Genomic DNA, 25,347 nt, shown 5'->3' on the forward strand with positions numbered 1-25,347 from the left:
CGCTAACCGCGGGCACGTTCGATCAGGAAATCAGCGACTTCCAGCATCTCGTCGTGGCCACCGGCCATGCTGGCGGAGACGATGGCCTCGCCGTTGATGACCAGCGTGGGTACGCCGCCGACGCCGTAGTCCTGCACGGCCTCGGTGGCAGCGACGATCCGGCGGCGAACCGCGTCGGAGCGCATCGTCTCCCGGAACTCGTCCGCATCCAGACCGCGCTGGTTGATGAAGCGCAGGATCGCGCTCTCCGAACGCAGCTGGCGGCCCTGGTCGTGGATGGCGTCATAGAACGGCTGGTGGACTTCATCCAGCACGCCCAGCTTCTCCGCCGCGTAGAACACGCGGGCATGCAGCGCCCAGACGTCGTTCATCGGGGCCGGGAGGTACTCGAACTGGACGTCATCCGCCAGGCTGGGCTTCCAGGCCTGGACCTTGGGCTCGAAGGAGTAGCAGTGCGGGCAGCCGTACCAGAACACCTCGACCACCTGGATCTTGCCGTCTTCCAGGCCGGTATCCAGCGCGGGCTGGATGGCGCGATAGTGCTGGCCCTCGCGGAACTCGGCCGCGAGGGCCGTTCCGGTTGCCAGGAGAAGGCCGGCGCCGCCTACGGCGCCCATGAATTCACGACGCTTCATTTACAGCTCTCCGTAGGAGTGCAGACCGGACAGGAACATGTTCACGCCCAGGAAGGTGAAGGTGGTGACGAACAGCCCGATGATCGCCCACCAGGCCATGACCGGCCCGCGCCAGCCCTTGGTGAAGCGCATGTGCAGCCAGGCGGCGTAGGTCAGCCACAGGATCAGGCTCCAGGTCTCCTTCGGATCCCAGGTCCAGTAGCCGCCCCAGGCCTCGGCGGCCCACATCGCGCCGAGCACGGTGGCGATGGTGAAGAAGGCAAAGCCGATCGCGATTGCCTTGTACATCACGCTGTCCAGCGCTTCCTTGCTGGGGATGCGCTGGGTAATGGCGGCATCGGGACGGGTGCGTTCAAGGCGGTGCTTGATCAGGTAGGCCACACCCAGCATGGCGGCGATGGCAAAGCCACCGTAACCGACGAAGTTGGTCGGCACGTGGATCTTCATCCACCAGCTGTTCAGGGCCGGTACCAGCGGCTCGACGATGTGGGCGTCGCGGGTGAACATGTACCACAGCAGGAAGGTGACCGAGGCCGCGATGACCAGCATCACGAACGCACCCATGGTGCGCTGGCCTGTGCGGCTCTCGTAGTACAAGTACATCAGCGTGGTCAGGGCGGCCAGCAGGATGAACACCTCGTACAGGTTGGCGACCGGGATATAGCCCCAGGTCGGATCGGTCAGGTAGATCTCGCGCCAGCGCACCAGCAGAGCCATGAAGCCGGCGCCGGCGCCAATCCAGGCGAAGGCGCCGCCGACGCGGGTGGGGAAATCGGAGCGGCTGAACAGCCCGGTGACGTACGCGACGGTGGAGAGGTACAGGAACACGCTCATCCACATTACGCCGGCCTGACCCGAACCCACGTAATTCAGCCAGAAGTTGGTGCTGCCGCGGGCGAGGTCATCGCCGTACAGCCAGACGCCAAACAGTGCGAGGGCCCCGACGATGATCGAGAAGGCCTGCCAGGGCCGCCAGAACCAGCCCACCCAGGCGCTGAGAGCGACCGCGAGGATCAACCCGCCGGTGTCGTAGCGGTCCATCATGTGGCCGTATTGCCAGAAGGCGATCACGCCAACGGCGATCGTCAGGGCGATGTATGCCCAGTCTCGCGGCTGGATGCGCCGGAAGATGCCGGGGCGTTCGAAATCCAGGGCCTCGTGAGGGACTGACATGGGGTGCTCCTCCGACTGCTTAGCTTCTAGTCGTTCTTGTTGTTGGACTGATGGGTGCTGCCGCTGTTGTTCGCATCGACCGGCTTCTGATCGATGATCCACCGCTTAAGATGCGCGAAACGATCCTCGAATTCCACCTGATGACGATTACTGGTGCCCGCCATCACCACGTGGGTGCCCGTGCCGTCCTCGCGCCGCCGCGCCATGATCCACAGGCGCTGGTAGGACACGTAGAACAGTAGGAAGATTCCGACAATCAGCATCACGCTGCCGGTATAGACCGTGCTCTGACCGGGCGCGCGGGCAATCTGCAGGCCCGAGGCCTCGCGGTGCTCGAAGTCCTTCAGGTGGAAGAAGAACGGCGACTGGTAGAGGCTGATCGCGTTGATCGCCGAGATCGTGTCTTCCAGGAAGCGCTGTTCCTCCTCCTGGATCGAGACCACGCCTTCATCTTGCAGGACTTCCATGTACAGGCCTTGCAGCCCCGCGTGCAGGATACGGATCATCAGGTCACGCATTGCGTCCAGGCGCTCCGGCGGTACCCGGCGTTCGATTTCTTCGTGCACGGCCATGTAGCCGCCACGGGCAAACAGGCCCATTAGCTCGGCGGTGGTGGTGGCGATGGCCTGGTTCTGTTCGTCCGGGACCGTGTCATCGTCACGCGCGACCTGGCGTGCGATCGCATTGCGCACGTCTGCGTTATGCAGCATGGCCAGGTAGGTGCGGAAGCGTTCCAGCGAGTCGTCGGCGTCCGCCGGCAGGAACAGGTAGTGGAATTCGTCCGCCGGGCTTTCGCGCACGCCGCTGAGGAAGTACATCGCGCCTTCCTGCAGGGCCGGGCGCTGATAATTGCGGTAGTACAGCCCGTGCCCGGTACGGTCCATCAGGCGGAAATCGAAGCTCGGCCCCATGTGCCGGTTCTCGCGTACGCCGTCCTCGTCCAGCAGCTGGATGACGTTCTCCAGGCGGAAATTGATGAACTCGATGATGCGGGTGTCGCCATCGGGGGTCGGGACCTCCATCTCCTGGAACACGCGCCCCGGGACCTCGAGTTCACGCAGGGCCTCGGCGCCCAGCGGGATCGCGTCGATATCCAGCCGGGTGCCGCCGTCGGCAAAGCTGGCCTGATAGATCGCGTAGCCGTTGTAGATCAGCGGGTGGTTGACCGAGATGGTGTGCCGCAGCGGCTCGTCCCGGTTCGGGTCGTGGATGATCAGGTCGGATTCGTACGAGCTCTCGGCGCCGGTGGAGAAGCGCTCGATGCGGAATTCCTCCAGCTCGATACGGAACGGCAGCTCCTGAACGAAGTAGCCCTCGCGCATCGGCAGGAACACCACGTTCGCCGACGCGCCTTCGGGGATCTCCACCGAGCCGCGGAAGGACGGGTTCCACGCCGGCACCCAGGCCGAACGCGGGACCTCGGAGACCGGCACGCTGCGCGTCTCGATCTCGAGGTTTCCGAGCCACTCGTTGATCTTCAGCAGGGTCGTGCCGTCGGCCAGGGCACCGACACAGATCACCACGATGCCGACATGGGTCAGCAGGTAGCCCATGCGGTTCCAGCGCCCGCGCATGGCGGCGATCACCGTGTGTCCATCGTGGGTCTTCTCGCGGGCGCGGAAGCCCTGCGCCTTGAGCACCCGGTGCGCATGCTTCAGGAACTCGTCCTGCGACTGGTCCAACTCCGCCGTGGCAGAGGAGTTGAACGCGCGCAGCGACTTTTCCTTGACCTGCGTGTTGTAGCGGCGCAGGTCCTTCAGCAGCCCGGGGGTCTGGCGATACACGCAGAACGAGGTCGAGATCACCAGGAATGCCACCACCAGCAGGAACCAGGTGGCCGAGTAGACCTGATACAGCCCCATGCCGGCGAAGATCTCGTGCCAGAACGGGCCGTAATCCATCAGATATTCGATGTAGGGCTCGTTCTGCACCAGCACGGTGCCGATGACCGAGGCAATCGCAAGGGCCACCAGCAGCGTGATCGCAAGGCTCATCGAGCCCATGAAATCGACGATGATGCGGCTGCGTCGTGGCTGGCGGGCGGCCTTCGGGCGGGATGCGGGGGGCGCGCCGGCGGCTGCGGTCTGATCGTTATTCGACATTCTAGAACCTGCTTTAACCCTCGCGACTATGCGAAGCAACCCGTCGGGGGTTCAATTTCCAAGACAAACAGCACGGGCGTTTCCCGGACATCAAATGGACCGGCGGCGAGCCGGGGAGTTCGGCCTTGCCCCACCAAGACGCAGCCGGTCGCGTGTGCATTCCCGGAGCGCATTTTTTCGATCCAAAGAAAAGGGGCGGCCATGGCCGCCCCCATCCCTGGCTATTCGCGCCGCCGATCCTGCGCGGCGTCCTGCAGCCGGACTCAGTCGCTGCTGCGCAGGCCGGCCATGTACTGCGAAACGGCCTCGATGTCGGCATCGGACATGTTGCGCGCAACATTGCGCATCATGCGGCCGTTGTCGTTGGCGCGATCGCCGCTGCGGAAGTAGCGCAGCTGGTCGGCGCTGTATTGCGCGTGCTGGCCGGCGACCGCGGGGAACATGGCTTCCGGGTTGCCGTTGCCGTTCGGACCATGGCAGGCGATGCAGGCGGCGACGTTCTGCGACGGGATGCCGCCGCGATAGATGCGCTCGCCACGCTCGACGACGTCCTCGTCGGCGGTCTCGCCGGTGATTTCCTGCTCGGCAAAGTAGGCCGCCAGGTCACGCATGTCCTGCTCGTCCAGGTTGGCGACCTGGCCCAGCATCAGGCTGTTCTCGCGGCGCTCGGACTTGTAGTCCTGCAGCTGCTTGACGGTGTACTTGGCGTGCTGGCCAGCAAGCTTGGGCCATTCCGGGTTGACGCTGTTGCCGTCGGCCTGGTGGCAGGCCGCGCAGGCCTGAGACAGTTCCTGGCCGCGCTGGGGATCGCCCGCCTGGGCCGCCGACAGCGGGAGCAGCAGGGATACGGACAGGGCAGCAAAGAGAGCGGAAAGCTTATTGTTCATGACGGAGAATCTCCTGCTTGTAAATGCGTGCCGGGTCGCGACCCGTTCCTTGTGCCCCATCGTAGGGCGATCAACATAAGGGGCGCAGTTTATAGCACAATGCTAAATTGCGCTCAAAAATATCCCGAGCCCCGTACTCGGCCAAGGATGTCCCCCCCAGCCTATGGAACCCCGTTTTCGCGAGACCGCCTTTATCAAGGGCGTTGCCCAGGTCGCACAGCTGCCGCTGGACGAAGGCATCGAGATCGCCTTCGCCGGACGCTCTAACGCGGGCAAGTCCAGCGCGCTGAACAGCCTCTGTGGCCGCAAGGCGCTGGCGCGCGTCGGTCGTACCCCGGGGCGTACCCAGGAGATCAACCTGTTCGCCCTGCCCCCGGCCGAGGACTGGCGCCTGGTGGACCTCCCCGGCTACGGCTATGCCAAGGTCTCGGCGGGCCAGCGCGAGCACTGGGATCAGCTACTCGGTGATTATCTCCAGGCCCGCCGGTGTCTGCGCGGGCTGGTGCTGATCATGGACATTCGGCGTCCCCTGACCGAACTCGATCGCCAGCTGCTGGACTGGGTGCCACTGGATCGCTGCCACCTGCACTGCGTGCTGACCAAGGCCGACAAGCTGTCGCGGCAACAGGCTGATCGTCAGTTGCATGGCGCCCAGCGCGAGCTGGAGGCGATGGGGGTTGAAGCCACGCTGCAGACCTTCTCCTCGCTGAAAAATCAGGGGGTCGAGGACCTGCGTGGACTGCTCGCGGACTGGCTGAACGCCCCCGCCTGAGGTTGCCCGTCGAGTGGCGCCGGCCGCGCCAGTCCATAGCCCTGACCGTGCCGGATGCCGATCCCCTCGAGGCGTTCACGAATGCTCGCGTCCTCCACATGCTCGGCGATGGTCTCAAGGCCGAGGATCTGGGCGACTTCGTGGATGGCGCGCACCATGGCCAGATCGATCGGATCGCGGTTGATGTCGCGGACAAAGTGGCCGTCGATCTTCAGATAATCCACCGGCAGGTGCTTGAGATAGGCAAACGATGACAGTCCGCTGCCGAAGTCATCCAGCGCAAAGCGACAGCCGGATGTGCGCAGCCGGGTCATCAGCCGGGCCGTGCGCTCCAGGTGGTGCACCGCTGCGGTTTCCGTGATCTCGAAACACAGGCGGTCGCCCGGAATCCCTGCATTCGCAATGCCCCCCTGCAGGAAGTCCACAAAGGCATCGTTGTTGAGCGAAGACCCGGAGAGGTTGATGCCCAGCACCGGCAGGGGCGTGCCGCCGGCCTGCAGGCCCTGCATGTAGGCCAGCGCGCGCGAGACCACCCAGTGGTCGATCTGCACCATCAGGTCGTAGCGTTCGGCGGCCGGAATGAAGGCTCCCGGTGTCACCAGCCCGCCGTCGGGGTCGCGCAGACGCAGCAGGATCTCGAGATAGGTGTCGGAGTCGTCCGTCAGATTGCGCACCGGCTGTGCCCACAGCTCGAAGCGGTCCTGCTCGATGGCCTCCGGGATGCCGCTGACCCAGTGCAGCTCGCCCGTGCGGTCGCGCAATTCGACGTCTTCTTCGTGGAACACCCGAACCTGATTACGGCCGGCGTCTTTCACCGCGTAACACGCGGTGTCGGCCTGCTGCAGGATCACCCGGGTCGATTCACTGGCCGCGCTGACCTCGACCAGGCCGATGCTGGCCGACAGCGAGTACGTTGCCCCCTCCCACGCAAAGCGGAAGTCTGCCAGCGCCCGCGCGATCTCTTCGGCCAACAGCTGGCCCGCCTCAATGCCGCGGTCGGCGAGCAGGATGCCGAACTCGTCGCCGCCCAGGCGGGCCAGGGTGTCGTGCTCTCCGACCCAGCTCTGGAGCAGACGCGCAATCTGGCGCAGGAGCTCGTCGCCAACGGCGTGGCCGCGGGTGTCGTTGATGACCTTGAACTGGTCCAGGTCGAGGTAGCACAGGGTATGGCGGGTTCCGTGCGCGTGGGCCGCCCGAAGATGATCTTCCAGGCGCTTTTCAAAGGCCGCCCGGTTGAGCAGTCCGGTCAGGGCATCGTGCGTGGCCTGATAGTCCAGGCGATGCAGGGCCTCCCGCAGCTCGCTGATGTCACGCATGACCAGCACGCTCTCCAGGCTGCCGGGCGGGCGGTTCAGGATCGGGGTCAACGAGAGCTGAACCGGTCGCACATGATTGGCGCGCGTGCGCAGCTGCAGCGGCAGATGACGCATCGCTTCCGGGTCGCGGGGTGCGTCCGCGGCAAGAAGGGCCGGGTGCGGGGTGCCGCTGGCTTCGTCTTCCAGTCGCAGTGCTGCCGACAGGGGCTGCCCGGTCAGTTCGATGGGGCGCTGACCCAGCAGCTGGGTGACCACCGGATTGGCATAGTCGATGTTGCCCTCGCGGTCGGTGGTGACAACTGCATCGCCAATCGACTCCAGGGTGGTCTGAGCGCGTTCCTTCTCGCGCCGGCTCTGCTCGCGTTCGCGCGCGATCACCTCCTGCTGGTGCATCTGGATCAGGGTCATGCCGAGCCAGTCGGCACATAACTGGAGGAACCGCTGCTCCAGCACACTGGAGTGATCGCGCTGAGGGCCGATTCGATGCAGCACCAGCAGGCCCTGCCGGTCGTCGGGCAGCGCGAGTCCGATGGCTTCGACCATGCCCGGCCGGTTTTTGCCGCCGGGTAGCAGGTGCTCCCGGCAGATGCCGCCGTCCCGGGTCTGTGCGGCGCGCGTGAACAGCTTGAGCAGGGTCGAGTCATCCAGTGCCAGCGGCGGCACCTGTGGATGGACCCACAGGCGCCGCGGGGCGGCATCGTCGCCGGGCTTTTCGTACAGCGCTACGGTGTCTGACCGCAGCTGCTCGGCCATGACCCGGAGCAGGTGGGTAATGGCCTCGCCATGGTCGCTGCGCGCCTGGGTTGCCTCTACAAAGGTATTTAGCAGGTCGGTCTGCGAACGCAGCAGACGCATGCGCGCAAGCATGAAACCAAACAGTACGCCAACGGTGACCGGGATGATCAGCAGACGGGGCTGAATCTGGTCGGCCCCGTACACAAACAGAAACTGGACCAGGGCCAGGGCGGCCACGATGGCCACAGCCATCGCGATGTAGCGTGCGTAAACCGGCCAGGTATTGCGCAGACGAGGCTGTGCCCGCATACAGGCCCCCTAGGGTCAGTGCAGTCGGGCGGTACAGCCTACCCGAGCGGATCGGACTCTTTCGACTATAGCGCCCCTCGCAGGAGGGCGTCCGGGCGCGCCCGCTGGAGCGGTGCCCATCCGCCTGGTGCCCACCCACCTTTGGAGCGGGCAAAAAAATGCCCCGGCCTTGGGGAGGGACCGGGGCAAATTTCGGCCTCTACAGGGGGGAGAGAGGCCGGTGCCCGCTCAGGGAGAAAAGCGGGCCGCGCTGGGCTAGAGCGCTTGTCCTGTAAGAATGCCTGTCGCCGTGGAAGTTCCCCCGGGGCGGGGGCCCGGTTGTGAAATTTTTCACAGTACGGGCACGGCGTTGTTTCGGGACCTATTCGGCGTGCGCCCTGAGCGCGGCCACGAGGTCCGCGGCCGGGGTGCCGTGCGGGTGGATCTCCAGCAGTTCGCCATCCGGGCCGATCAGATAGGTCGAGGAGCTGTGGTCGATGACGTAGCCCATCGCCGAGTCGGTCTCGGCGCGCTCGAAGAACACGCCGTAGTCCCGGGCGGCGGCGCGCAGCGCCGCTTCCGGCCCGGTGGCGGCGTGGATGTTGTCATGAAAGTAGCCCACGTAGTCCGCCAGGTGTTCCGGGGTGTCACGCTCGGGATCGACGCTGATGAAGACCCCGCTGACTTGCCCCTGCAGGGCCTCCGGCAGCCGGTCCAGCGCCCCGCTGATCCAGCCGAGGCTGGTGGGGCAGGCGTCGGGGCAATAGGTGTAGCCGAAGTACAGCCATACGTACTGCCCCGCATAGTCGCCCAGATCGAAATGCTCGGCATGGGTGGCCACCGGCAGCTCGATGGGGCCGCCGCGGACCTCGTCGGCTACGGGCAGCTGGGCATGGCCGGGTTCGGCCACCGGTGGCTCGCCCGGGTTCAGGGTGACGAATACCAGGAGGGCCCCGGCCGCAAGGACGGCCAGGCCCCAGAACAGGCTGCTGACGGGGATGCGCTGCATGATCAGTGGTCGCGTGCGGTAACGAAGCGGAATTGTGCGAAAGCGGCCTTGGGTTCGCCCGCCGGCATGGCGGTGGCGGCCCAGGTCATGGATTCGGTGGTGCAGATCGGCAGCGTGGTCGTGCCGCGGTAGCGGCCCGCGCCAGTGTGTTCCAGGCGCGGGCGCTGGTAGCCCATGTACATCTCGACCCCGGCCAGGTCCAGCTCCAGGGTCTCCGGGCTGCCCAGCGCGGACTGTGCCGCGGCATCCAGCTGCAGATCCAGCGTCAGCTCGCGCAGCATCGGGATCGGGCGCGGCGCGATCTCCAGCCGCACCTCGCCGCCCTGTGGCAGCGCGGTGCTGCAGGGGCCGGTATTCAGGTCGCAGGCCTCCGGCTGGACCACCGGCAGGTCGGCGGCATACCCGATGTCCAGGTAGCGTTCGGCCAGCACCCAGGCGGTCGCGAGCAGCAGCAGTGCGACCAGCCAGGCGGCTATACGGTTAAAGCGGCGGGCGAACATGGGGCCCCTAGTGGGCGTCGTCCCAGTTGGCGCCGGTGCCGACGTCCACCACCAGCTCGACGTCCAGATCGGCGGCCCCGCTCATGGCCTGGCGCACAAGCGTGGTCAGGTCCTCCACCGCCGCGTCGGCCACCTCGAATACCAGTTCGTCGTGCACCTGCATGATCATGCGGGCATCGATCTTTACCGCTTCGAGGTCGTTCGCGACCCGCACCATCGCGCGCTTGATGATGTCGGCGGCGGTGCCCTGCATCGGGGCGTTGATGGCGACACGCTCGGACTGCTGGCGTCGCGCCCCGTTGCGGCTGTTGATCTCCGGCAGGTACAGGCGGCGGCCGAACAGGGTCTCGACATAGCCGTTCTCGCGCCCGGAGGCGCGCGCGCGTTCCATATAGTCGTGCACGCCGGGATAGCGATTGAAGTAGCGGTCGATGTACTCGCGCGCCTCGCCCTGCTCGATGCCGAGGTTGCGCGCCAGCCCCCAGGCGGACATGCCATAGATCAGGCCGAAGTTGATCGCCTTGGCCGCGCGACGTTGATCGCCGGAGACCTGCTCCGGCTCCAGCCCGAAGACCTCGGCGGCGGTCGCGCGGTGGATGTCCTGGCCCTCGGCGAAGGCCTTCAGCAAGCCCGCGTCCTGCGACAGGTGGGCCATGATGCGCAGCTCGATCTGCGAGTAGTCCGCCGCCAGCAGCTGGTGGCCCTCATCCGCGATGAACGCGCGGCGGATGCGCCGGCCGGCCTCGGTGCGCACCGGGATGTTCTGCAGGTTCGGCTCCGAGGACGACAGCCGCCCGGTGGCCGCGCCGGCCTGGTGATAGGAGGTGTGCACCCGTCCGGTCTCCGGATGGATGCGCCGGGGCAGGGTCTCGGTGTAGGTGCTGCGCAACTTGGACAGGCCGCGATGCTCGAGGATCAGGCGTGGCAGGGGGTAGTCGTCCGCCATTTGCTCCAGCACGTCTTCAGCGGTGGAGGGCTGGCCCTTGGGCGTGCGCCGCAGCACCGGCAGGCCCAGGCGCTCGAACAGGATCTCCTGGATCTGCTTGGGCGAGCCGAGGTTGAACTCGCCGCCGGCCTCCTCGAACGCCTGTTTCTCGATGCGTTCCATCTCGCTCAGCAATTCCTGGCTCTGCTCGCCGAGCCGATCCGGGTCCACCTTCACGCCGACGCGTTCGATATCCGCCAGCACCGGGACCAGCGGCATCTCGATCTCGCGATAGACGAACGCCGGGCCTTCAGCCTCCTGCAGGCGTGGCTGGAACACCGCATCCAGCTGCAGGCAGATGTCGGCATCCTCGCCGGCGTAATCGGTGGCGATGCCGATATCCACCTCGGCGAACGGGATCTGCTTGGCACCCTTGCCGGCCACGTCCTCGTAGTGCGTGGTCTGGTAGTCCAGGTGACGCTCAGCCAGGGAGTCCAGGTCGTGGCGGTTGGCCCCGGCATCCAGACAGAACGACTCTAGCAGGGTGTCGTCGACGATGCCGCGCAGGCTGATGCCGTGATTGCCCAGCACGTTGCGGTCGTACTTCAGGTGGTGGCCGAGCTTGCCGTGGCGCTCCGACTCCAGCCACGGCCTCAGGCGCTCGAGCGTCTGCTCGCGCGGCAGCTGCGGGTCGGCATCCGGCCCGGTGTGGGCCAGTGGCAGGTAGTACGCGGTGCCCGGCTCGAAGGCGAAGGACATGCCGACGATCTCCGCGCGCATGGCGTCCAGGCTGGTGGTCTCGGTATCGAAGGCGACCCGCTCGGCCTGGTCCAGACGCTCCAGCAGCTCGGCCAGTTCGGCCGCCTCGCGCAGCGTCCGGTAGTTGCCCCTTGCCTGCGACGGACCCGGGTTGCCGCCAGCGGCCTCGTCCTCGCTGCCCTCCAGCTCCGCGCGCCAGCGGGTGAAGCCGTAGCGGCGCACCATCTCCAGCAGGCGCTCGTGATCCGGCTCGCGGATGTTCAGGTCGTCGGGGCCGACCTCCAGCTCGACATCGCGCTTGACCGTGATCAGCTCGCGCGAGGTGGGCAGGCGCTCGGCCGCAGCGCGCAGGTTCTCGCCGATCTTGCCGCCGATGTCGTCGGCCTGTTCCAGGATGGTGTCGAGGTCGCCGTACTTCGCGATCCACTTGGCCGCGGTCTTGGGGCCGACCTTGTCCACGCCCGGGATGTTGTCGACGCTGTCGCCCATCAGCGCGAGGTAGTCGACGATCTGCTCCGGGGCGACGCCGAACTTCTCCTGCACGCCCTCGCGATCCAGCGTGATCCCGCTCATGGTGTTGACCAGCGTGATGCGGTCATTCACCAGCTGCGCGAGGTCCTTGTCGCCGGTGGAGATCACCACATCGTGCCCGGCTGCGGCGGACTGGTCGGCGAGGGTCGCGATCACATCATCGGCCTCCACCCCCTCGACGCACAACAGCGGCAGGCCCATCGCCCGCACCAGCTCATGCAGCGGCTCGATCTGGGCGGCCAGCTCTTCCGGCATCGGCGGGCGGGTGGCCTTGTATTCCGGGTAGATGTCGTCGCGGAAGGTCTTGCCCTTGGCATCGAACACTACCGCCATGTGCTCCGGGCCGTAGTCCGCGCGCAGCTTGCGCAGCATGTTGGCCACGCCAATCATCGCCCCGGTCGGGGCGCCATCCGGCGCGGTCAGCGGCGGCAGGGCATGGAAGGCCCGAAACAGATACGACGAACCGTCGACCAGGACGAGGGGGGCTTGCGACATGGAGGCGGGACCGGGCTGGGGAACGCGCGCCATTCTACAGGGCCGCGGCGCGGTGCGGCCATCGACGCCCGCCATTTGTACGGACCCGGGGCCACCGTTACGCTACACGCAATCGCCCACAGGAAACCCCGATGAACGACCGCGAACGCGCCGAACACCCCGGACTGCGCCCGATTGACGACTCCGCCCTGACCCGCGAGAGCTGGAAGATTTTCCAGATCATGGCGGAGTTCGTGGAGGGCTTCGAGCGCCTGGCGCACATCAAGCCCTCCGTGAGCATCTTCGGCTCCGCCCGCTTTCCGCCGGAGCATCCGTATTACCGGCTGGGCGAGGAGATCGCGCGCCAGCTTTCGGATGCGGGGTTCGCGGTGGTCAGCGGTGGCGGGCCGGGGATCATGGAGGCCGCCAACAAGGGCGCCTTTGGCGGGCGCTCGCCCAGCATTGGGCTCAACATCCAGCTGCCGCACGAGCAGCACGCGAACCCCTACCAGGATATCGGGCTCGGGTTTCGCCACTTCTTCTCGCGCAAGGTGATGTTCGTGAAGTACGCCTCCGCGTACGTGGTGCTCCCGGGTGGTTTTGGCACGCTCGACGAGCTGGCCGAGATCTTGACCCTGGTGCAGACCGGCAAGACCCGGCGCATCCCGATCGTGCTGGTGGGCAGCGACTTCTGGAAGGGCCTGCTGGACTGGTTCCAGGATACGCTGGTGGAGCAGGGCACCATCGACCAGGACGACCTCCAGCTATACTCACTGGTAGATTCGCCGGAGGCCGTGGTGGACGTCATCTTCGAGTACTACGAGGCCCGCAGCTTCGAGCCGTCGGCAGAAGAAAAGAAACGACTGATGGAGCTGTGATGATGCCGCTTTCCCGCCTGCATCTACCGCTGTCGCTGTTCGCGGCGCTGTTGTTGCTGCCCGTCCCGGCGCTGGCCCAGACGGATCGCGACTGGAACGATGCCCCGCCACCGCCGGAGCTGGAGGAGGGTGTTGACCCGCCGCCCCCGGTGCTGGACGAGCGGGCCCGCGAGCAGCAGTCCCTGGAGGACGCCGACATCCTGATTATCGAGCGGGATGGCGAGACACGACGGGAATACCGTATGGACGGCGTCCTGGTGATGGTCGAGGTCACCCCGGCCGTGGGCCCGACCTACTACCTGATCGACACGACCGGTGACGGCACCCTGGACGGGCGCCGCAACGAACTGGACCCGAATTTTGTTCCCCCTTCCTGGGTAATTTTCCGATGGTGACAGTCGAATCCGAACATGCCGCTGCGGCCACGGGTCTGGACCTGACGGCCGGCCCCGAGGGCGCCGTTCACGAGGGACTTCCGGTGCAGTGCCTGCGTGTGGTGTCCGCGGTGGCGCCGGCGCTGGAGCATGCGCTGCAGCAGGCACCGGCGGGCTGCGCGCGCAGCCTCGGGCGTGGTGTGGACCCGGATGCGGATTCCGTGATCCTGGTGCTGGAGCGTGGGCAGGCCCTGCGGGGGCCGGTGGCCGCCGAAGGCCCCGGCAGCCTGGAGGCGCTGGGCGAGCGGGCTGCCGACTGGCAGGGTCGGCACCCGGCCAGCCAGCTCCCGGTCAGCGACGGCTATCGCCGGGGCGTGCTCCAGCAGCAGATGCGCGAGCGTGCCGATGCGGTCGCCGAGCAGCTGGATATCGCGGCGCGTACAGTCCTGGATGCCGAATTACAGCATCAAGGGCTCTACCGCTTCGAGGACCTTCCGCTGGCGGGCAGCTACTGGCGTTCGGTGCGGCTGTATCCCGAGGGCGCAGGGCTTGCGGATCTCGTCGTCCCGCCCGCGCCGGTGCCGGCCTTCTGGCAGCTCGCGCGCATTGCGCTGGCGGTGGTGGTGGATGCGGATGGCCAGCCGGATGTGGCGCGCTACCGTGCCTTGCTGGCCGGATACAACGCCCGCCGCCCGCTGAGCGCGATCGAGCGCGGCGCGGCCCCGACCCTGCTGCGCCTGGCGGCGCTGGACGACTGGCTGTCTGCGCTGGAGAACGGCGCGGACGGGGCCACGGAACGCCAGCGGCTTGCAGCCCTGCAGGCCGAGGCTGCACGACTGCAGGGCGTATGGGTTCGGGCTGCGGCCTGACGTCAGCGGCGAGCGAGTACACGCATCCACAGTGCCCCGCACCGGAACGTCTCTCCCAGGAGGAAAGCCCATGATCCGCACCGTTACCTGGCTGGCATGGCCACTGGCCGCGCTTCTTGCCCCGGCCTTCGCGAGCGCCGACGTCTACCGCTGGACCGACGATCAGGGCAACGTCCATTTTGGCGATCGCCCTCCGGAGGGGCGCACCAGCGAGTCGGTCGATGTGCGCGAGCCGATGCGCGCAGTGCCCCTGGAGGGTGCGCGCGAGATCCTCGAGCGTCCGGTGCGTCCGCGCGGACAGCCTGCTTCCGAGGCGGCCGGGGCCTATCGAGTGGCGATCGCCAGTCCCGGCGATGGCGATGGCGTGCGTGCCAACGACGGCAATGTGACCGCGACGCTGGATATGGATCCGGAGCTGGACGCCGAGGCCGGGCATCGCGTGGTCTGGCTGCTGGACGGCGAGATCGCGGGCGAGGGCGCCTCGGCGAGTGCCACGTTCGAGGGGCTGGATCGCGGCGCGCACACCCTGCAGGCGCGTGTGGTCAACGAGGCCGGTGAGGAGCTGGGTGTCAGCGACACGATCGAGTTCATCGTGCTGCGCACGGCCATCCCGCGGGAACAGCAACAGCAGCAGCGGCCCCAGCAGTTCCCGCCCGGTGGCGCGCCCTCGGCGCCGCAAGCCCCGCGCGCGCCGCAGCCGGTTACCCCGTCGGGCCCGAGCTAGAGGACCGGCAGATCCGGGGCAGAGCGCTGCCGGTTCCCGCTCTATCTCGTGACCAGGCCCCCGCCATGCGCCTCGTGAGAGCGGAGCAAGGGCCTCGCGCCCCCGCCCGCTCGCGACGATGTCCCAAATCCGCCCAGATCCGACAGGCTCCTATGACGCGTTGGTCCGTGCCGCCCGGAGGCAGCGCGGGCACATGACAACGCTGCGGTTCCCCTGAAGAGCGCACGCTGCCCGGTGCCAGACCGCAGCGCCTGGCGCGCGATCGGCTCCATCCAGCCGTGTTCTTCCGTGCGCCGGCCGCACCGATATAGTGCGTTTGTTGCCCCAAAATAGTGCTACAATTGCACCAGTTTGGGGCTCCTGGCATTGCGGGGGGCGGTCGTTCATGCGGTTTTGTGACGCAGTCCCCCGGCCTCGGCGCCTCGCCCGCCAGCTTTTGCTTGGCGCGATTCCTGCTTGAGGCCTTGCAATGAACACGCCCCCTGCCAACCCCGGCCCGGCTACCCCGCCGTGGTGGGACGACCTCTCCACGGCTGTGCTGGTCACGGATGCGGATCTGTGCCTGTTGAGCCTGAATAGTGCCGCCGAAGTCCTGCTGGGTCTGAGCCGCGAGCGCATCCTCGGACACGGGCTGGGGCAGTGGCTCAAGCTGGACCGCAGCCTGTCCAGTCGGCTGCGTTCGGCGCTCAGTCTGGATCAGCCGATCACCCTGAGGGCGCGGCAGCTGGAGCCTCTGCGGGCGGACAGCTTCCTGGCTGACATGATTATCACGCCGCTGCATGGCGACGGAGGACGACCGGGGCAGTTGCTGTTCGAGCTGAATGCGATCGACCGCCACGAGCGCATCAGCCGCGAGGAACAGTTGCAGAAACAGCAGGCGATCACGCGTGCCGTCACTCGTGGCCTGGCGCACGAGATCAAGAATCCGCTGGGCGGGTTGCGCGGGGCGGCCCAGCTGCTGGCCAGTGAGCTGGATGATTCGGGTCTGAAGGAATACACCCAGATCATCATCCGCGAGGCCGACCGGCTCCGCAGCCTGGTGGATCGCATGCTGGGCCCGAACAACCTGCCGCGCCGCGAGGCCGTCAACCTGCACGAGGTGCTGGAGCATGTGCGCGGCCTGGTCAGTGTGCAGCTGCCGCTGGGCCTGAAGGTCCGCGGCGATTACGATCCCAGCATCCCGGACGTGTATGCGGATCGCGACATGCTGGTGCAGGCGATCCTGAATCTGGTGCAGAACGCGGTGCACGCGCTGGAGGACGGGGGCGAGATCGTCCTGAGCTCCCGCATCCTGCGTCAGTACACCATATCCGGCCACCGCCATCGCCTGGTGGCCAAGCTGAGTGTGCGCGACAACGGCCCGGGGATCCCGGAAGACATCCGCGAGCGGATCTTCTTCCCGATGGTGACCGGGCGCGCGGCAGGCACCGGGCTCGGCCTGCCCATCGCCCAGAGCCTGATCCAGCTGCACGATGGCTTGATTGAATGCCGCTCCCGGCCCGGCGCGACCTCGTTTGACATCCTGCTTCCGATCGAACCACCGAAGGCCCGGGAGGGTACGCACTGATGGAGCCCACCGTCTGGATTATCGATGACGACGACTCGATTCGCTGGGTGCTGGAGCGTGCCCTGCAGCGTCAGGGCATCGCGGTGCGCGGCTTCGAGACCGCCAATGCCGCCTGGGCGGCGCTGGATCGGGACCCGGTGCCGGACACCATTGTGGCCGACATCCGCATGCCCGGTCTGAACGGGCTGGATTTTCTCGCCCGTATGCAGACGCGCCCGGACCCGCCGCCGGTGATTATCATGACCGCGTTCTCGGACCTGGAGAGCGCGGTCGGCGCGTATCAGACCGGTGCATTCGAGTACCTGCCCAAGCCCTTCGATGTGGATGAGGCGGCGGCCCTGGTGCAGCGCGCCCTCGAGGCGCGCAAGGCCGGTCAGGACCTTGGTGCTGCCTCGCAGGGCATCGAGGAGACCCCGATCATTGGCGAGGCGCCGGCCATGCAGGAGATGTTCCGTGCGATTGGCCGCCTTTCGCGCAGCAACATCACCGTACTGATCAACGGCGAGTCCGGTACCGGCAAGGAACTGGTTGCGCGGGCCCTGCACCAGCACAGTCCGCGGGCGGATCAGCCGCTGATCGCCCTCAACACCGCGGCCATCCCCAAGGACCTGCTCGAGAGCGAGCTGTTCGGTCACGAACGCGGGGCCTTTACCGGCGCAAACCAGAGCCGCAAGGGCCGCTTCGAGCAGGCCGATGGTGGCACGCTGTTCCTCGACGAGATCGGCGACATGCCGTTCGACCTGCAGACGCGGCTGCTGCGCGTACTCTCGGACGGCACCTTCTATCGTGTGGGTGGCCACACCCCGATCCGTGTGGACGTGCGCATCATTGCTGCCACCCACCAGGACCTGGAAGAGCGCGTGCGCGCCGGCCTGTTCCGCGAGGACCTGTTCCACCGTTTGAACGTGATCCGCATCCACGTACCGTCTCTGCGCGAGCGCCCGGAGGACATCCCGCTGCTGGTCCACCACTTCATGGCCGAGGTGGCGCAGGAGCTGGGGGTGGAGGCCAAGACCATGCGTCCGGAGGTGGTTGCGGAACTGCAGCGTCTGCGCTGGCCGGGCAATGTCCGGCAGCTGGAGAACACCTGTCGTTGGCTCACGGTGATGGCCTCCGGGCGCGAGGTGCACCTGGATGATCTGCCCGCCGAGCTGCACCAGCCAAGCGAGACCGGTGCGGAAATGGGTGCCGCCCAGGCTGGCGCCGCGGCCGGCCCGCGCGACTGGACCGCCGAGCTGGCCCAGGTCGCGCGCCAGCACTGGCAGCGTGGGGATCAGGACCTGCTGGGATCGGTGCTGCCGCAACTGGAGCGCACGGTCATCCGCGAGGCCCTGAACGCGACCGGCGGCCACCGCCAGCAGGCGGCGGCCCTGCTCGGCTGGGGGCGCAACACCCTCACCCGCAAGATCCAGGAACTCGGCCTCGACGACGACTAGGACTGACCTGCCACAGAGTGCACAGAGGCCACGGAGTAGGGCCAGGTCAAAAGCGGTTCACAGGAAGAAGGGAAGCTGGGAAGGGTTTTTGGGTAAAGGCCGCTGGCACCGTGCCCCGGGGCCTGCCCGGCGGGTTGATCAGGCCCGGGTCCACATTCCTGTGTTCTTCCGTCCTTCCCGTCTTCCTGTTAATGCTTTACCGGTTTTGACCTGGCCCTGCTCCGTGGCCTCTGTGCACTCTGTGGTAAACAGGCCCTTCAGGTGGCCGGATCTTGCGGTGCGGGCGGGGCGCAGGCGGAGACGGCGCCGTTGAGTTGCAGGGTGCCGGTCAGGTCACGTACGTGGGTGTAGCCGTGGCGGTCCATGTAGTCGCTGATGCCGTGCAGGATCTTGGGCAGGCACAGCGGGTCGTAGAACAGCCCGGTGCCCACGCCGACGGTGCTGGCGCCGGCGATCAGGAACTCCAGCGCGTCGGTCGCGTTCATCACGCCGCCCTGGCCGATGATCGGCACGTTGTGCGGTGCGGCCACCTGGTAGACCTGCTGGACCTTCAGCAGCGCAATCGGCTTGATCGCGGGTCCCGAGAGTCCGCCCTGGTTGTTGCCAATCACCGCGCGCCGATTCTCGACGTCCACGGCCATGCCCATCAGCGTGTTGATCACCGCGAAAGCGTCGGTGCCGGCCTCGATGCAGCGGCGGGCGTTTTCGGCGATGTCGGTCTGGTTGGGCGAGAGCTTGGTGATCAGCGGCTTGGAGGTGACCTTGCGACAGGCCTCGACCACCCGCGCGGACATGTCCGGGTCATTGCCGAAGGCGACCCCGCCTTCTTTCACGTTAGGGCAGGAGATGTTGATCTCGATGGCGTCGATGGGCGAGTCGTCGAAGCGGCGGGTGACCTCGATGTACTCCTCGATGGTGGAGCCGGAGACATTGGCAAAGAAGCGGGTCTCCTCGAAGTCCAGCTGCGGCAGGGTGTGGTCCACCACGTGGTCCACGCCAGGGTTCTGCAGGCCGATGGCGTTGAGCATGCCGTCCGGGGTCTCGTAGACCCGGTGCGGCGCGTTGCCCAGACGGGCCTGGCCGGTGGTGCCTTTCAGGCAGATTGCCCCGGCATCGCGATTGGAGAAGCCGGCCACCCGGGTGTACTCCTCGCCGAAGCCGACGCAGCCGGACAGCAGCACCAGCGGCGTGTTCAAATGCAGCCCGCAGAACTCCAGGGCCAGCCGCGGATCGGTGCGCGAATCACTCATGCTTCACATCGTCCTCTTTCAACCGGAGATCCCGCCGAACACCGGGAACATCATTCGTCTGGCAGCCAATACCGGCGCTGCGCTGCACCTGATCCATCCGCTCGGCTTCGAGCTGGACAGCGCGCGGGCGCGCCGCGCCGGGCTCGATTATCACGAGCTGGCTCGGGTGCAAGAGTATGACAGCCTCGAACAGTGGCGGGAATCGGTGCGGCCCGACCGGGTCTTCGCCATTACCACGCGCGGCCACGCCCGCTACGATCAGGCAGGGTTCCAGCCCGGTGATGCCCTGTTGTTTGGGCCCGAGACCCGCGGTCTTCCCGAGTCGGTGCTCGAAGCCCTGCCTCCCGGGCAGCGTTTGCGCCTGCCCATGCAGCCCGGCAGCCGCAGTCTGAATCTCTCCAACGCAGCGGCCGTGGTCATCTACGAGGCCTGGCGCCAGCTCGATTTCGCCGGCGGGGACTAGCTGTTCGCCCCGGCAGGGCCCTGCCATTTGTACTACCCTCGGAAGAAAGCCCTCGAGCGGCCCGTCTCCTTCTGACCGATCCTGTCCACGTTGATCTACGCGAGGTACCCGATGGTTTCTGCACTGCGTCCCCTCCTGTTCCTGGCGGCTGCCAGCCTGTTTGCAGCGCCGCTGGCGGCCGACGAGCCCACCGGTTCCGACAACTGGTGGTGGGATGACGACTGGTGGGAAGACGGCGTGATGTATGCCGACCTGGAGAACCACGAGGTCACCATCGAACGCATCGAATACGAACGCGACGGCATCGACATCCCGGGGATGGTGGCGCGGCCGGCCGATGGCGAGGCCTACCCGGCGATCCTCTGGGCCCACGGTCGGCGCGGACTCGACGACCTGGCCGAACTGCATGTGAAGCGCCTGGCCGCCCGCGGCTTCGTGGTGCTGGCGCCGGACCTGTACACCGGTCGCTTCATGGAGAGCCACCCGCTGGATCATGACTACGAGCTGGAAGGTGATCTGAACAGCGGACTGGACGTCCTGCTGGCACGTGACGACATCGTGGGCGACCGCGCCTGCCTGGTCTCCATCACCCGTGGCGGCTACAAGACCCTGAAGGTCGCCGTCACCTTCGAGCGTCAGGTCGAGGATGTCGCCTGCTGGGCCGGCTACTACCCGCACCTGCAGGACCCGAACCTTGGCGAGCCACATCAGGTGTACCGCTACGCCAATGAGGTCAATCAGCTTCAGATCCCGATGATGATCCTGATCGGCGACCAGGAGCAGTACCAGCGCCACCGCACCGCGCGCATGGCCGCCGATGGCCTCGAAAGTCGGGGCGGAGACGTCACCTGGATCGAGTACCCCGGCGTCGGTCGTGGGTTCGATTTCCGTAACGGCAACAACCGCACCTTTGCCGACGACCTGGCCTCGCGCGACGCAATGATCCGCGTCACCCGCTTCGCCAACCAGCACCTGCGCGACTGAACCGCTGTTTCCCGCCTGTTAGCCGGCGCGCCGGGGTTGCATTGACCCCCCGCCGTCGCGGCGGCTAGTCTGCGCCAAACCCCCGGCAAGGAGGCCGGGGTCTCAACAAAGGATTGTGTCCATGAAGCACGCTCTTTTAGCGGGTGTCCTGCCCGCCGCCACCCTGCTGTTTGCCGCAGGCTGCAGTTCCTCCTACCCCGACCAGGCCGAATTCGACTTCGGCGAGCTGTCCATGGCCGATCAGGCCGCGGCGCGCGGGCTTCTCGACGAGGTCGAGGCTGGCTGGTCGCTGACCGTATCCGTCGCGGCTGCCGTGGCGGACCTGGAGCCGGCGGCGGCCCATCTCGAGGCGCTCTCCGAACAGCTGGCCGCAGAGTCGGTCTCCGATCTGACCCTGATGGTGGAAGGCGAGGCGGCCGACCAGCTGCGGGCGGCCTATGCCGCCTTCACCGACAAGCGCCGCGAAGTCCACGAGAACTTCGAGCGCGAGCAGGCCGAGGCGCGCGCGGAACTGGAACAGGCGCGCGAGGAGCTGGCGGCCGAACGCAGCGAGCTGGAGGAGAACCTCGCGGCCATCGACGCCTTTGTCGAGGATGAGCGCGAGGCGGTGGAAGCGGTCGAGGCCGAGATCGAGGCCCTGGAAGCGAAGCAGGCCGAGATTGCCGACTCCGTCCTCGCCGCACTGAACGAGGCCATCATGGAGCACGAGCTGCCGGTGCGCCCGGTGGCGCGGTTCGACGGCTATTCGTGGCGCTCCTGGGAGGTGGACGCCAGTCGCTCCTGCCCCAGTGCCGACAGCCCTTTGCAGATCGATGCGCGTGCTACCCACGGGGTATGCGTGATGGTGTCCAGCCGCCCGTATCGCGGCGGCGAAGCCGTGAACGCGCAACTGGACCCGATCCTGGCCTCCGGTCTGCTCGACTACTACGAACTGGATGAAACGATTGGCGTGACGGGCGGGTTCCGGCGGCGCGCCCCCGAAGGCACCCTGCGGGCCGATCTGGCCGATGCCCGCGAGGTTCTGGACGATCGTCTGATCGTGGCGGAAAACCGCTTTGGTACCCGGCGCGACCTCGGCCGCGAGGAGACCCTCCTGAACCGCCGCGCCACGTCGCTGGACCGTCAGCAGCAGCAACTGGAAAACCAGAGCGTGCGCAGCTTCGAGTATTCGGACGAGCGCTCGGCGCTGCGGTCCGCCGAACAGGCCTACGGTCAGGCGTTGCTGGCGCAGACGGTGGCGGCGCATGTGCAGCCGGTGGGCGACATGACCGCCGACCACGTATTCCCGCTCGGGTCGCGCGATAGTACCGCCATCCTCGTGATCCAGACCCGCGAGCGCGGCCTGCGCAGAGGCATGGATACGGTCCTCACGCTGTTCCGGCTGGAGCTCGACGATGCCTATGCCGACTATGACCGCGTGCCGATACACGCCGAGCGCGACAACATGGCCTTTGCCCGCTTCCGCGGCGAGGCGACTCGGGACGAGGCAAACCGGCGCGTCTATCTGGCCCTGGCGCGGGAGCTGACCCGTTAGGGAAGCGCCCGGGTTTGGACATGACATGTTTCCAGTAATGACTCAAGGAGGAGTGCAATGACGATCAAGAAAGGACTGGCTGCGGCGGGCGTCGCGTTTGTACTGGCGGGGTGTTCCGGTGGTGGCCCGTCGACCGCCGACATCGAGGCGGTGATGGCCCAGATGGTCGCGGCCAGTGGCCTCGGCGCCCAGGGCGTCTCGGTCGATATCCACAGCAGCGACTGCAGCGAGGTGGACGGGGGCGTCTTTGACTGTCAGGTGGATGCCACGGTATCCGCCGGCGGGTACTCGGAGGATCTCACCGATCGCCTTCGGCTGGTCGAGGGTTCCAGTGGCTGGGAGCCCGCTTTCTAGCGGCGCCCGTCAGAAGGTTCGACCCAAAAGAAAACCCCGCCGGGGCGTAGTCCGGCGGGGTTTTTTGTGCACACCCCGGCAGTCCTGGCTGCCGGGGTGTTCGCGCTACGGCGTCAGAAGTCGTAGCGCATGCCGATCGAGAAGGCGGATGCGTTCTCGCCAGCGGTGCCACCCGGGCCGGAGGTGCGGGCGGCACTCCACGGGGTCAGGGCCGAGTTGTCATCGTTGCTGACGGTGGCGATGTTGCCGTAGAAGCGCAGGTCACTGTCGAGGCGGTATTCCAGGCCCAGGGCGTACATCGTTGCGTCGGCATCGGCCAGGTCGGAGTCGAGGTGGAAGACGTGACCGTTCAGGTACATGCTCGGGGTCAGACGGAACTGGCCGCCGAGGCCGTAGATGTCCGCATCGTCGCCATTCGTGGTTTCCGAGTTCTGGTAGAAGGCCCCCATGCGCAAGGCCGGGGTGATGCGATAGCCGACGGCCAGGCGCCAGGCATCCGGGTTCACGTCGCCGTCCTCCTGCTTCTCGTAGGCCAGTGCGCCCGTCAGGTCGCCCATGCTCAGGTTCAGCGAGGTGGAGTAGGCCTTGTTGTCGGCACCGTCCCCGGTCGTCGCACCACTGGTTTCATTGGAATACTGGATGTTCCAGGTCAGGCCGCCGAAGCTCGGGGTCTGGTAGTGGATGCTGTTGCGGAAGCGCTCGTCGAAACGGCCGGTCTGATCGGCGGAACGCGTCAGATTGCGCATGTCGCCGACCTGGTCGCCGAAGAAGTTGGCCGGGCCGCGGGCGCGCTTGAACGGGGTGTCGAATTTGCCGATGCGGAGCATGCCCCAGTCGGAGCCCTTCAGGCCGGCGAAGGTGTCGCGGGTAGCGAACTCCGTGCCTTCGGTATCGAAATCGATCTGCTGCTCGATCTGGAACACCGCGATCAGCTGCTCGCGGAACTCGCGCTCGCCGCGAAAGCCGAGGCGGCTGGAATTGCTCGACACATTGAATTCGTTGTAGTCGGCGCCGTCGTCGAGGACATCGGCGGACAGGTGGGCGCGGCCGTACAGGGTCCAGTCGGCGGTGGCCAGGGCCGGGACAACCAGTCCGGCGGCGATCAGGCTGGTGAGCAGGTGCTTGCGGTTCATGGGTTTCTCCCCTAATTGAAGTGCGGTGACGCAGTGCGAATTGCGCGAGAGACGGTGACCTCTCGACGGGGCGCAAGCTTGGGGAGCGGGCGTGACGCCGCGGTTAAGGCACGATGAAGATCGCGTTAAAAGGCCACACTGTTGCGCGTGCGCAACGGCTATTTGCGGAACCCGTCGGGCGCGTCCGGGGTCACCTTCTTTGTGGGGGCGAGCCCCGGAAACCTTTTCTATGCACCCTCAGGGGGGAACGATGAGCCGATTTGCAAAGACGCTGACCGCGCTGGCGGTCCTGGGCCTGACCGGTATGGGGCAGGCGCAAGCCGTGCCGGCCGGGGTGGCACAGGGGCTGGATGCCGATGGTGAGGTGCTGGTGTACGCCGATGGCATGGCCGCGCGTGATGCCTTCATGGCGCTGGGCGCGCTGACCGTGAAGGGGCGCCTGATGCGCGCCAGCGAGCTGGGCCACGAAGGCTACCGCCCGGAGCTGAGCGAGGAGCCGATGCAGAAGGTCGGAGAGACCTGGCTGGGCCTGCTCGACGTGGTCCACGGGCAACTGGTGGAGGACGGCCGCATGCAGGCCTACGTGCACCGCTCGGCGGAAGCCGAACCCTCGGCCTATGCCGATGCGGCGTACATGTATCACATGCATCACAGTGGTGGCCGCTTCGAGCACTTGGGTCTGTACGACGACCTGACCCACCGGCCGACCGCGGTGATGGCTATGCTCGCCAGGCACCTTGTCAACGAGCGTTACAGTGATGGCGCGGTGCATGCCGCCAACGGCTCCGACGCGGACGGCTTTGCCTATGGCCTGGATGCTCTGCATGGCCCGGCCTATGCCTGGGTGCGGCAGGACAAGCCGGGCGGTGAAGACGATATGGGGCAGCTGGATCGACCGGTACTGGAGGCCTGGCTCGGGCACTCGCGCGAGGACCTGGTGGAGGTCGCGCGCGACCTCGCGCAGTCGGCCGATGCGGCCTGGGACGATGACGCCGGCATCTACGTGTTCGACCAGGGCACCGAGTGGTCGCTGGACCAGATCGGCGCAATGCTGCGCGGGCACAAGGCCCTGTACGAGATGCTCTATCTCTACGGCGACTCGGACGACCAGGCCCGGGCCGAGACCCTGGCCGATCGGGCGGCCGCCATTGCCGCGGCGGTGGTCGACGGGCATGGCCCCCTGCGCGACTGGGGCCTGCCCGCACGCCTCGAGTTCCGCGACGGACAGGCCCATGCCGCCGCCGACTACGTCGACGTGGCCGCGCAGTGGCGCTTCGTGCACCAGCTGACCGGCGGCTTCTCGCCGCTGCGCGAGCGCGAGGGTACGTCCCGACTGCTCACCGAGCGTGCCCCGGAACTGGAAGGCCGGATCGGCACCGCCATCGACCGGCTGCTGCAGGGGGCGCTCGATTATCAGCTGGCCAGCGGCACCGTGCCGGCCCGGCTGGACTACGCCGATGGCCGCGTGAGCGACCCGCGCGTGACCACCCGTGCGGTCTCCGCCTTCATGATGGCGGTGGCGAATGGCTACCGCGCCGGTTCCGCCTTTGACCGCCCCGGGGCCTGGGAGGATGACGACGACCTGGCCGCGCGCAGCCGGGCCCTGTACGACGCCTTCCTCGACCACGGGGAACTGCTGACCGGCTCGCTGATCCTGCGCGACTGATCGTGATCC

General features: G+C 67.0%; 22 protein-coding genes. 12 read left to right on the top strand and 10 right to left on the bottom strand.

Features of this window, described 5'->3' with window-relative positions; genetic code table 11:
• Nucleotides 1–2: 2 nt before the first annotated feature.
• From D000_RS0101065 to D000_RS0101080, 4 genes are all read right to left on the bottom strand, one after another.
• Nucleotides 3–635 carry a thiol:disulfide interchange protein DsbA/DsbL gene (locus D000_RS0101065; RefSeq protein ID WP_018871697.1) on the bottom strand — a complete coding sequence of 211 codons (633 nt, stop codon included), beginning with the start codon at nt 633–635 and terminating at the stop codon, nt 3–5.
• Nucleotides 636–1,808 carry a c-type cytochrome biogenesis protein CcsB gene (gene ccsB, locus D000_RS0101070; RefSeq protein WP_018871698.1) on the bottom strand — a complete coding sequence of 391 codons (1,173 nt, stop codon included), beginning with the start codon at nt 1,806–1,808 and terminating at the stop codon, nt 636–638.
• 26 nt (nt 1,809–1,834) lie between these two features.
• On the bottom strand, nt 1,835–3,910 hold the full coding sequence (locus tag D000_RS0101075) for a cytochrome c biogenesis protein ResB (protein WP_018871699.1): 2,076 nt from the start codon (nt 3,908–3,910) through the stop codon (nt 1,835–1,837).
• A gap of 263 nt (nt 3,911–4,173) precedes the next feature.
• Nucleotides 4,174–4,797, bottom strand: coding sequence for a cytochrome c (locus D000_RS0101080; protein ID WP_018871700.1), 624 nt, complete (start codon nt 4,795–4,797; stop codon nt 4,174–4,176).
• A gap of 163 nt (nt 4,798–4,960) precedes the next feature.
• Between D000_RS0101080 and yihA the strand changes: the two genes are divergently transcribed.
• On the top strand, nt 4,961–5,569 hold the full coding sequence (gene yihA / locus D000_RS0101085; protein WP_018871701.1) for a ribosome biogenesis GTP-binding protein YihA/YsxC: 609 nt from the start codon (nt 4,961–4,963) through the stop codon (nt 5,567–5,569).
• Here the strand turns inward: yihA and D000_RS0101090 are convergent.
• The 4 genes from D000_RS0101090 to polA form a co-directional block, all read right to left on the bottom strand.
• The gene (locus D000_RS0101090) at nt 5,512–7,929 is read right to left on the bottom strand and encodes an EAL domain-containing protein (RefSeq protein WP_018871702.1); all 2,418 of its coding nucleotides are present in this window, start codon (nt 7,927–7,929) and stop codon (nt 5,512–5,514) included. The two genes, yihA and D000_RS0101090, sit on opposite strands and share 58 nt — an antisense overlap.
• Before the next feature lie 361 nt (nt 7,930–8,290).
• On the bottom strand, nt 8,291–8,917 hold the full coding sequence (locus tag D000_RS0101095; RefSeq protein WP_018871703.1) for an SCO family protein: 627 nt from the start codon (nt 8,915–8,917) through the stop codon (nt 8,291–8,293).
• Between the two features lie 2 nt (nt 8,918–8,919).
• Complete coding sequence (locus tag D000_RS0101100; RefSeq protein WP_018871704.1) at nt 8,920–9,417, bottom strand: hypothetical protein; 498 nt, start codon at nt 9,415–9,417, stop codon at nt 8,920–8,922.
• A 7-nt stretch (nt 9,418–9,424) separates the two neighbouring features.
• Nucleotides 9,425–12,127 carry a DNA polymerase I gene (polA, locus tag D000_RS0101105; protein WP_018871705.1) on the bottom strand — a complete coding sequence of 901 codons (2,703 nt, stop codon included), beginning with the start codon at nt 12,125–12,127 and terminating at the stop codon, nt 9,425–9,427.
• Nucleotides 12,128–12,258: 131 nt separating this feature from the next.
• Between polA and D000_RS0101110 the strand changes: the two genes are divergently transcribed.
• From D000_RS0101110 to ntrC, 6 genes are all read left to right on the top strand, one after another.
• Nucleotides 12,259–12,984 carry a TIGR00730 family Rossman fold protein gene (locus D000_RS0101110; protein ID WP_018871706.1) on the top strand — a complete coding sequence of 242 codons (726 nt, stop codon included), beginning with the start codon at nt 12,259–12,261 and terminating at the stop codon, nt 12,982–12,984.
• A complete protein-coding gene (locus D000_RS0101115; protein ID WP_018871707.1) occupies nt 12,984–13,379 on the top strand; it encodes a DUF2782 domain-containing protein in 396 nt (131 codons plus the stop codon). Before D000_RS0101110 ends, D000_RS0101115 begins: the two co-directional genes overlap by 1 nt.
• Entirely contained in the window at nt 13,373–14,227 is an 855-nt protein-coding gene (locus D000_RS0101120; RefSeq protein WP_018871708.1) for a hypothetical protein, read from the top strand. Before D000_RS0101115 ends, D000_RS0101120 begins: the two co-directional genes overlap by 7 nt.
• Before the next feature lie 70 nt (nt 14,228–14,297).
• Nucleotides 14,298–14,951: a DUF4124 domain-containing protein gene (locus D000_RS0101125; RefSeq protein ID WP_018871709.1), complete on the top strand. Its 654-nt coding sequence runs from the start codon at nt 14,298–14,300 to the stop codon at nt 14,949–14,951.
• Nucleotides 14,952–15,420: 469 nt separating this feature from the next.
• Nucleotides 15,421–16,518, top strand: a complete 1,098-nt coding sequence (glnL, locus tag D000_RS0101130) for a nitrogen regulation protein NR(II) (protein WP_026279666.1) — start codon at nt 15,421–15,423, stop codon at nt 16,516–16,518.
• Nucleotides 16,518–17,954 carry a nitrogen regulation protein NR(I) gene (ntrC, locus tag D000_RS0101135; protein ID WP_018871711.1) on the top strand — a complete coding sequence of 479 codons (1,437 nt, stop codon included), beginning with the start codon at nt 16,518–16,520 and terminating at the stop codon, nt 17,952–17,954. The genes glnL and ntrC overlap by 1 nt, the downstream gene beginning before the upstream one ends.
• A 257-nt stretch (nt 17,955–18,211) precedes the next feature.
• Here ntrC and D000_RS0101140 read toward each other — a convergent pair whose 3' ends face one another.
• Nucleotides 18,212–19,204, bottom strand: a complete 993-nt coding sequence (locus D000_RS0101140; protein ID WP_018871712.1) for a dihydroorotate dehydrogenase — start codon at nt 19,202–19,204, stop codon at nt 18,212–18,214.
• Between D000_RS0101140 and D000_RS0101145 the strand changes: the two genes are divergently transcribed.
• The 4 genes from D000_RS0101145 (at nt 19,203) to D000_RS0101160 (ending at nt 22,539) form a co-directional block, all read left to right on the top strand.
• Nucleotides 19,203–19,667 (top strand): tRNA (cytidine(34)-2'-O)-methyltransferase, encoded by a 465-nt coding sequence (locus D000_RS0101145; RefSeq protein WP_018871713.1) that lies wholly within the window; start codon nt 19,203–19,205, stop codon nt 19,665–19,667. The genes D000_RS0101140 and D000_RS0101145 overlap by 2 nt on opposite strands.
• 111 nt (nt 19,668–19,778) lie before the next feature.
• The gene (locus D000_RS0101150; RefSeq protein ID WP_018871714.1) at nt 19,779–20,651 is read left to right on the top strand and encodes a dienelactone hydrolase family protein; all 873 of its coding nucleotides are present in this window, start codon (nt 19,779–19,781) and stop codon (nt 20,649–20,651) included.
• A 121-nt stretch (nt 20,652–20,772) separates the two neighbouring features.
• Nucleotides 20,773–22,185, top strand: a complete 1,413-nt coding sequence (locus D000_RS0101155; protein WP_018871715.1) for a DUF4200 domain-containing protein — start codon at nt 20,773–20,775, stop codon at nt 22,183–22,185.
• 57 nt (nt 22,186–22,242) lie between these two features.
• The gene (locus D000_RS0101160; protein WP_018871716.1) at nt 22,243–22,539 is read left to right on the top strand and encodes a hypothetical protein; all 297 of its coding nucleotides are present in this window, start codon (nt 22,243–22,245) and stop codon (nt 22,537–22,539) included.
• Between the two features lie 113 nt (nt 22,540–22,652).
• Here the strand turns inward: D000_RS0101160 and D000_RS0101165 are convergent, their stop codons facing one another.
• A complete protein-coding gene (locus tag D000_RS0101165) occupies nt 22,653–23,672 on the bottom strand; it encodes a porin (protein ID WP_018871717.1) in 1,020 nt (339 codons plus the stop codon).
• A gap of 250 nt (nt 23,673–23,922) precedes the next feature.
• On the opposite strand from D000_RS0101165, the gene D000_RS0101170 reads away from it, so the two are divergent.
• Nucleotides 23,923–25,338 carry a hypothetical protein gene (locus D000_RS0101170; protein WP_018871718.1) on the top strand — a complete coding sequence of 472 codons (1,416 nt, stop codon included), beginning with the start codon at nt 23,923–23,925 and terminating at the stop codon, nt 25,336–25,338.
• The last annotated feature ends 9 nt before the right edge of the window (nt 25,339–25,347 follow it).

Source organism: Thioalkalivibrio sp. ALJ16, from assembly GCF_000377345.1.
Lineage (GTDB): Bacteria > Pseudomonadota > Gammaproteobacteria > Ectothiorhodospirales > Ectothiorhodospiraceae > Thioalkalivibrio.